Source organism: Roseburia sp. AM59-24XD, from assembly GCF_003478445.1.
Taxonomy (GTDB): domain Bacteria; phylum Bacillota; class Clostridia; order Lachnospirales; family Lachnospiraceae; genus Jutongia.
Window position 1 is genome coordinate 1 of the sequence record NZ_QUET01000052.1, and the last position, 8476, is coordinate 8476.

The window sequence follows — 8476 nt, forward strand, 5'->3', positions numbered from 1 at the left end:
GTACAGGTTTCTTTTGTCTTGCCATAATAAAAGGCCCTCCTAATGATATTTATTTTATCATAGAAGAACCTTCTAATCATTATTTTACAGAAAAAGTATCACACTCTCAGTAAATGTAGGATGATGACGACATTTTACGTACTTTCCGGATCTTCTTTCCGGAAAGATTCATGACATAGATTCCTTTATCCTCGTCCCGGAAAAAAGTTTTATTGTATTTGGTTTTGACAAAATAAATCTTGTTGCCGATGACGATCGGATGATGTCCTTTGGTAAGCAGCTTTTTTGTTTTCTTTTTTACGTTAATCTTACAGATGTAGCAGTTGAATCCGTCACTTCCGTCTACGATGTTGTAAGTGGCATAAATATTGTTTCCTTTTATATTCAGATCAAAGAAACCGTTGGTTGTACGTCCCTTGTATTTATTGGAAACAATCATTTTCTTTTTGTGTGTCTTTGTATTGATCTTCATTAGATCCATTCGCAGACCGCTTCCGGAGTAGCTGTAGTAAATGTCGTTTCCTTTCCGGCATGCGCCATCCGGTATCTGTACTTTGTTTGCGGCATGTGCTTTCCCGGGTGCAAATGCAGCCAAGGATAAACACATTATGGCTAATACTGCTTTTTTTGTGATTTTCATAGAGAAATCCACCTTTCTTTATTCTTGTATTTTGTGATGTTTGGGTCAAAAGTATTTTGTCGGTTGCCATATAGGACGTATATTTTTCATTTCTGCATTCATTTTAGCACTGTAATTTTTGGGTTTTAAACGAACTGACCGATGAGGAAATGCAGGGAACGAGACGTCCTTGCATGGATGAAAAGAAAAATCCCCGGATCGTGAAAAGATCCGGGGATGGAAATAGCTATAGATTGTTGGGGGCGGACATTAAAGCTCGGTTGACACCAGACGGAATCGGATGCTGTGCATGTCCAGTCCGCCCTGCGCAAAGAAGAGGCGCAGATTGGTATAGCGCGAGAACAGCGGAATGTCGATTCGGTGGGATACCGGAAGCCCGTTTGTGCCGTTCCAGGTGAAGGTGCCATATGCGGTTCCGAGACTGAACAGGGTAACCGGGATCTGCGCAACCTCACTCTGGGTGGAGCTTGCGGTGAGTGTCATTTCGTAAGTGCCGGCGTCAGGATATCCAGACCGAAGCTGTAGTTTGTCCCTTTATCGGTACAGATGTCCGACAGATCGATCGTAAGATCGCCATCCAGTTCATAAAATTTGACGGTAGATTCGTCCACATCGGACTCGTCTGCCGGACGATTGATAATATTGATCCTGCATTCTGTGCCAAGCAGCCGGTTCATCGCATGGGTGTTCATGAGGAAACGGCAGATGTTGGCGGCACAACGCTGCAATTCGCTGCGCTGCAGGGAACCGTCCTTCAGAGAGGCGAGAATGTTGTCGTCATTCTGTGCACCGCAGGAGCATACCATGTAAACATCGTTCTGTGCCATTGCCATGGCAGCGAGGTCGGACTTGTCGACTGCCTGTCCGCGGCGGTTGATCTTTGCCCACCAGTCGGTCATGGCAAAGCCGGTAAAGCCCCAGTCGTTTCGCAGGATCTGTGTGGTCAGATCGTAGTTGGCAGCTGTCCAGACGCCGTTGACCGGTCCGTAGGTTGTCATAATGGAGTCTGCATTGCCCTCCTTTACGGCAATCTCAAAGCCCTTGAGATAGATTTCGCGAAGAGCACGCTCGGAGATCACGGCATTCGTATCGTGACGGTCGGTCTCCTGGTTGTTTCCGCAGAAATGCTTGATCGTTCCGGTGACGCCGGCACTGTGAAGTCCCTTTAACTGGGCGCTTGCAATGGTTCCGGTGAGGAACGGATCCTCGGAGAAATATTCAAAGTTTCTGCCGTTTAACGGGTGGCGGTGAATGTTCATGCCGGGTCCCAACAGGCAGTCAACCTTATTGGCGATCATTTCGAGTCCGGTCAGGGAGAAAAGCTCCCGGATCAGTGTACGATTAAACGTACAGGCGATCATTGTTCCGTTTGGCAGGCTGAATGCTTTGGTACCGCAGTCGAGACGCATGCCGGATGGACCGTCATCACAGCAGCCGGATGGAATGCCGAGAGCAGTAAGTTCATCAGAGACACCACCGAAGGCAGCAGCTGTTCCTGCAGTTACCTTTGGACTGTTCATGCCCTCTCCACGGATCATGCAGGATAGATCATAGTCGGTCAGTTGGGCGATAAATTCGTCCATGGTGTGCGTGCCGTTTTTGACATCGGCGAGGCGGATGCCCTTGTCTCCGGTGAAAGGAATTTCCTTCGGAAGATTGTCCTGACGGCGCTTTGCCTCATCCACATGAGAAAGTGGAACATTTTCCATGCGGATCACATAGCGGCCCTCGGAGATCTCCGGATGGATACGGTCAAATGATTCCACAGGGGCAAGAGCCTGCTCATGGCGGGAAATGACCTCTGTACTGTTTTGTGGACAATGATAGAACTCCTTCGCACTGCGCACATCAGAGCCTGCATAGAAGCGATAGGTTCCTTCTTCGAGGACGAAGCAGTGAGCGTGTCCTGTCACACCGGAATCATCATAGGAAGCAATCTGTGCATTGGACACGGAGATCGTCATGACCTGGGACTTTCCGGGAGCCAGAGTGTCCGTCTTTTCGTAGCCGCAGAGAACGCGGGACGGCTTGCCGAGCCTGCCCTGTGGTGCCTTACAGTAGATCTGGACAACCTCTTTGCCACTGTAATTTCCGGTATTGGTGACTTTGACAGTGAAGTCCCATTTATCGGACAGTTGTTTTGCTCCTGTGATCGCAATATCAAAGGTTGTATAGGAAAGACCAAAGCCAAAAGGATAGAGAACCTTATCGCGGGCAAATGTCTCAAAGTAGCGGTATCCGACATAAATATCCTCGGAATAGAAGTTTCTGTATGGATCACCAAAGTATGGAGCGGAAGGATAGTCGTTTACATTAGCGGCGATCGTGTCGGTCAGCTTGCCGCACGGACTGATCTTACCGGTAAGCACGTCAGCAGTACCGGTTCCGCCGGTCATGCCGCCCTGCCATACATACAGGACAGAGTCCGGATCAAAGGACAGCAGCTCGTTCATGTCAATGATATTGCCGACATTGAGCAGTACGATCATTTTCGGAAAATGGTGGCGGACCTTTGCAAGCATGTCCTTCTCGGCAGCAGTCAGAAGATAGGAGCCCTCATGCAGAGAGTTGTCCTGTTCTTCGCCGGCAGTACGTCCGATGATGACGATCGCGGTATGGCTGCTTTCAGAGACATGTGCGACCAGCGCCTCGTCCAAAGGCATCTCGGTTTGTGACCATGGCTCCTTACCCCAGCCGTCTCCGAGATCAAAGGGGTTTTCACTGTCCCATTTCCGGTACACATCGAGCAGTTCTTCGTTGACGGAGACACCGTTTTCCAGCAGACCGTCCGGAATGCCGGTGATCTTTGATACATTTACCATACCGCCGGATCCTGTTCCGCTTTTATAATAATGAAGCTGAATGCGTCCGAATAACGCGATTTCATCGTCCGGATTTAACGGAAGTGCATCGTTATCGTTCTTCAGCATGACAATTCCCTCAGAGACAACCTGTGCCGCTGTTTTTAAATATTGCTCCCAATCAAGTGTTTTTTCTGTCTGTGCCATGATAATCCTCGTTTCTCTTAATATTTCTTACTTCACATCATATCGACCTTACAGAATAAGTCAAGAGGAAAGCAGATAATTCATTTTATTTTAATGTTTCCGTGCTGTGTTGTCTTTCCATCGAATATAGTATATGATTGTAGAAATTGCGACATATATTAGGTAGGGATACGTGTTTCCCATGGATGAGGAGGAGTGCATGACAAATTACATATTGATTGTTGCGGCAATTATTTTACTCTGTCTGTTTCTGAATAAGATATCTGCGAAGCTTGGCATTCCGGTGCTGTTGGCGTTTATTCTGCTCGGCATGCTGTTTGGAACAGATGGACTTTTGAAGATTTCATTTGACAATTATCAGATAGCGGAGCAGATCTGTACGGTTTCGCTGATCTTTATTATGTTTTACGGCGGCTTTGGAACGAACTGGAAGCAGGCGAGACCGGTGGCGGGAAAAGCAGTGCTGCTTTCCACGCTGGGTGTGCTTTTGACGGCAGCGGCGACAGGGATTTTCTGCTGGGGCGTACTCAGGTTTGATTTCTGGGAAAGCATGCTGATCGGTGCGGTATTAAGTTCCACAGATGCGGCTTCTGTGTTTTCGATCCTGCGTTCAAAACGCCTCAATCTGAAGGATAACACGGCATCCATGCTGGAGATGGAGAGTGGTAGTAATGATCCCTGCTCGTATATGCTGGCGGTGATCATTCTGGCAGTGATGAAGGGCGGCTTTACCGGGGAAAGTCTGGTGAAGCTTGTGCTGCTGCAGGTAATCTTCGGTGTGCTTATCGGTGTTCTTACGGCGGTCTTTGGTGCATGGGTGCTTTCGCGTATGAAGAATGCGGGGGACGGCGTGGATACGATCTTCGTATTCAGTATGGCGCTTTTGTCCTATGCCGGTGCGGCAATCCTTGGAGGCAACGGTTATCTGGCGGCTTATCTTGCCGGTCTGATCATGGGAAACCGTCCGCTTCACAATAAGAAGTCGCTGGTTCATTTTTTTGATGGTCTGACAGGGCTGATGCAGATGCTGATCTTCTTTCTGCTCGGGCTCCTGGCGTTTCCGTCGGCATTGCCCGGGATCATCCCGGTGGCATTTGCGATTGCATTGTTTCTGACCTTTGTTGCAAGACCATTGTCCGTGTTTGCAATATTAACGCCATTCCGGTGCTCCGCCCGTCAGCAGCTTCTGGTGTCGTGGTCGGGATTGCGAGGTGCCGCGTCTATTGTATTTGCCATTCTGGCGACTGTGGATCCGGCATATACGAAGAACGATCTCTTTCATATTGTAATTTTTATTGTGCTGTTCTCAATCAGCATTCAGGGATCGCTTCTGGGTTTTATGGCACGCAGGCTTGATATGATCGATGACAACAGCAACGTTATGAAGACGTTCAGTGATTATTCCGAGGAGGTTCCGGTCGAGTTTGTCAAGATTATGATCAAAAAGGATCACCCATGGGCGGGGCACCGGATCAAAGATGTCACATCTCTGCCGGATCTTCTGTTGGTGTTGATCCTGCGTGGGGAGGAACGGATCGTGCCGAACGGCGATACTGTGATCATGGAGGGCGATAAGATCGTGCTCAGTGCACTTTCGCCGGAAGAAAATCTGGGGCTTTATCTGTCGGAGATTGAGATTGACAGGGAGAGTCCGTGGATCGGTCTGCCACTTTCCAGGGTCAAGCTTCCGGAGGACAGTCTGGTGCTTGTACTGATGCGTGAGGACCGCGTGAAAATACCGAACGGTAACACTGTGATACGTGAAAATGATATTCTGGTCATTAGTCAGGTATAGACTTTATTGATAAAGAATATCAATAAAGAAATAAATGCTTGATTTCTTTGGGAAGGAAGAGTATAAAATTGTTACACTATAAATAAAACGTGGGGGATTTTATGTATTCCCACGGACAATACAGGAGGCGTATCATTATGTTAGATTGTTTAAAGAAAATTGATAAGGCAAAGACAGGAATTTTTGCAGCAGGCGTTTTATTCGGAACAGCAGGCATCAAGATTCTCGCCAGTGATGATGCGAAGAAGCTTTACACAAACTGTACAGCAGCCGTTCTTCGTGCAAAGGAATGTGTTTTAAAGACTGCAGCATGTGTTCAGGAGAATGCGGAGGACATTTATGCAGGTGCAAAGCAGATCAACGATGACCGTGCAGCAATGGATGAGGAATTTGAGGATGAGTCTTTCACAGAGGTTGAAGACGAGGAAGAAACAGAGGCGTAGGTCGATATGAGATTTCAGATCAAACATGAGATAAAGGGAAGACTTCGTGTTCATGTGATCCGGAAGCGGATGAGCTTTTCACAGGCAGACACACTTCAATATTATCTGATGGGACTTACGGGCGTACAGAAGGTGAAGGTCCAGAACAGAACCTGTGATGCCATTATCGAGTATGACGGGGACCGCGGGGAGATTTTGAAGGAGCTTCAGAGATTTTCGTATCAGCAGACCGAGGTGCCGGCGGATTATCTTAAGAATTCCGGACGGGAAATGAATCAGTATTACTGGGATAAGCTGGTGAATAGGGTCATTCTTCATTATGGAACGAAGCTTTTCCTGCCGATATCGGTGAGAGACGTCATTGCGACCGTGAAGTCTGTGAAATATGTCTGTGAGGGCGTGCGGACGCTGCTGAAAGGAATGATCGAGGTGCCGGTTCTTGACGGAACGGCGATCGGTGTTTCGGTATTCCGTGGAGATTACAGCACGGCAAGCTCCGTCATGTTCCTGTTAGGTATCGGCGAGATCCTGGAGGAATGGACTCACAAGAAGTCCGTGGAGGATCTGGCACGAAGCATGTCGCTCAACATCAGCAAGGTATGGCTGATCAGAGAAGGAAAGGAAGAACTCACGGAGCTTACGGCGGTGAACTCCGGAGACCGGGTCGTTGTCCATATGGGTAATGTGATTCCGTTTGACGGCGATGTGGTTGCCGGTGAGGCGATGGTTAATCAGGCGTCCCTGACCGGTGAGTCCAATCCGGTCAGAAAGATTGAGGGCGGTTACGCCTATGCGGGCACGGTTGTCGAGGAAGGTGAGATCACAATCTGTGTCAAGGAGGTCAACGGCTCCAGTAAGTATGAGAAGATCATGACAATGATCGAGGATTCCGAGAAGCTTAAGTCCTCACTGGAGGGCAGAGCGGCTCATCTTGCCGATCGGCTTGTACCGTATACCTTTGCGGGCACAGGTCTTGTATGGCTTCTGACGCGCAACACGACCAAGGCGTTGTCGGTGCTGATGGTTGATTTCTCCTGTGCACTCAAGCTTGCAATGCCGCTGACAGTTCTGTCAGCGATACGCGAGGCAAGTACATACGATATCACCGTGAAGGGCGGTAAGTATCTTGAGGCGATGGCTGAGGCAGACACGATCGTGTTTGATAAGACAGGAACCCTGACGAAGGCACAGCCGACCGTTGTGGATGTTGTATCCTTCAATGGACAGTCTTCGGATGAGCTGCTTCGTATTGCGGCATGTCTCGAGGAGCATTTCCCGCACTCTATGGCTAAGGCTGTTGTCGAGAAGGCAGTGGAGCGTAATCTGGTTCATGAGGAGCTTCATTCTAAGGTCGAGTATATTGTGGCACATGGCATTTATTCTACCATCGAGGGTAAGGAAGTCGTGATCGGAAGTCACCATTTTGTCTTTGAGGATGAGCATGCCGTGATTCCGGAGGGGAAGCAGGAGCTGTTTGATCAGCTTCCGGAGCAGTATTCTCATTTATATATGGCAATTGAAGGCAAGCTTGCGGCAGTCATCTGTATTGAGGATCCGCTCCGCAAGGAGGCTCCGGAGGTAATTCGCCGATTAAAGCAGTGCGGCATTTCCAAGGTTGTCATGATGACCGGTGACAGTGACCGGATCGCATCCACGATCGCACACAAGGTCGGCGTGGATGAGTATTATTCCGAGGTGCTTCCGGAGGATAAGGCGAAGTTCGTTGAGAACGAAAAGAAATCCGGCAGAAGGGTTATTATGATCGGAGACGGCATCAACGATTCGCCGGCATTGTCGGAGGCAAGCGTAGGTATTGCTATCAGCGACGGTGCGGAGATTGCCAGAGAGATTGCGGATGTGACGATCAGTGCAGATGATCTGTATGAGATCGCGACACTCAAGCGGCTCAGTGATGCCATGGTCAGACGGATCAATAAGAATTATCATATGATCGTCGGTATCAACACCGGACTGATCCTGTTAGGCGTAGCAGGGGTCTTCCAGCCGACGATGTCTGCTCTGCTGCACAATACCTCAACGATATTGATCAGCTTAAAGAGCATGGAAAATCTTCTGGATACAGGAACTAAACTATAATTTTTGCTGCATTACCGGAAGCAATGAAACATTTAAAAACTAAAACTGTGGTGCCGGAAATGATGCACCACGGATCAGTTAATAACTCAAACTTCGCACACTGATTAGTTGATTGCGCCCATACTATTTCTTATGTCTGAGGAAAATTAATATAGATTTTTGCCTCAGGATATCTGACGAAACCGTGAGCTGGTGGTATTAAAATTGTCTTGTCACTTACGGATTTCAAAAAGTCTAATTGCTTTGCTGCTTTGATTTTTGATAAACGCATCCTGCCGTACTCGCTCCGAGGTGGGATTCAGATGTTTCGAAAGGCACTTGCACCCGCCGGTACTTACGCCCCATACTAAATAAAATATTCATATCTTACTGTAAAATCAATATGGCGTTATGTACCGCTGCGTGGTGCAGTGGTAGCGGGAGCGTGCCGTCCGAAATAGCTGAGCTCACCTACGGAGCTCAGTCGTACGGATGCGTATTTATCAAAGCATTG

Annotated in this window: 6 protein-coding genes; 3 read left to right on the forward strand and 3 right to left on the reverse strand. The window is 48.4% G+C overall.

All coding sequences use genetic code 11. From position 1 onward, the window contains the following. Positions 1–106 precede the first annotated feature (106 nt). The 3 genes from DXA20_RS15600 to DXA20_RS15605 all read right to left on the reverse strand — a co-directional run bounded on the left by DXA20_RS15600 (position 107) and on the right by DXA20_RS15605 (position 3648). Positions 107–640, reverse strand: coding sequence for a hypothetical protein (locus DXA20_RS15600; RefSeq protein ID WP_118562025.1), 534 nt, complete (start codon positions 638–640; stop codon positions 107–109). 249 nt (positions 641–889) lie between these two features. After that, positions 890–1123, reverse strand: coding sequence for a hypothetical protein (locus tag DXA20_RS18205; RefSeq protein WP_330421099.1), 234 nt, complete (start codon positions 1121–1123; stop codon positions 890–892). Next, the gene (locus DXA20_RS15605) at positions 1120–3648 is read right to left on the reverse strand and encodes a glycoside hydrolase family 3 protein (protein WP_330421100.1); all 2529 of its coding nucleotides are present in this window, start codon (positions 3646–3648) and stop codon (positions 1120–1122) included. The genes DXA20_RS18205 and DXA20_RS15605 overlap by 4 nt, the downstream gene beginning before the upstream one ends. 199 nt (positions 3649–3847) lie before the next feature. Here DXA20_RS15605 and DXA20_RS15610 point away from each other — a divergent pair, with 199 nt between their 5' ends. From DXA20_RS15610 to DXA20_RS15620, 3 genes are all read left to right on the forward strand, one after another. After that, a complete protein-coding gene (locus tag DXA20_RS15610) occupies positions 3848–5443 on the forward strand; it encodes a potassium/proton antiporter (RefSeq protein ID WP_118562027.1) in 1596 nt (531 codons plus the stop codon). Positions 5444–5580: 137 nt separating this feature from the next. Further along, positions 5581–5886 carry a DUF6110 family protein gene (locus DXA20_RS15615; protein ID WP_118562029.1) on the forward strand — a complete coding sequence of 102 codons (306 nt, stop codon included), beginning with the start codon at positions 5581–5583 and terminating at the stop codon, positions 5884–5886. 6 nt (positions 5887–5892) lie between these two features. Next, positions 5893–7983, forward strand: coding sequence for a heavy metal translocating P-type ATPase (locus DXA20_RS15620; RefSeq protein ID WP_118562031.1), 2091 nt, complete (start codon positions 5893–5895; stop codon positions 7981–7983). Positions 7984–8476 lie beyond the last annotated feature (493 nt).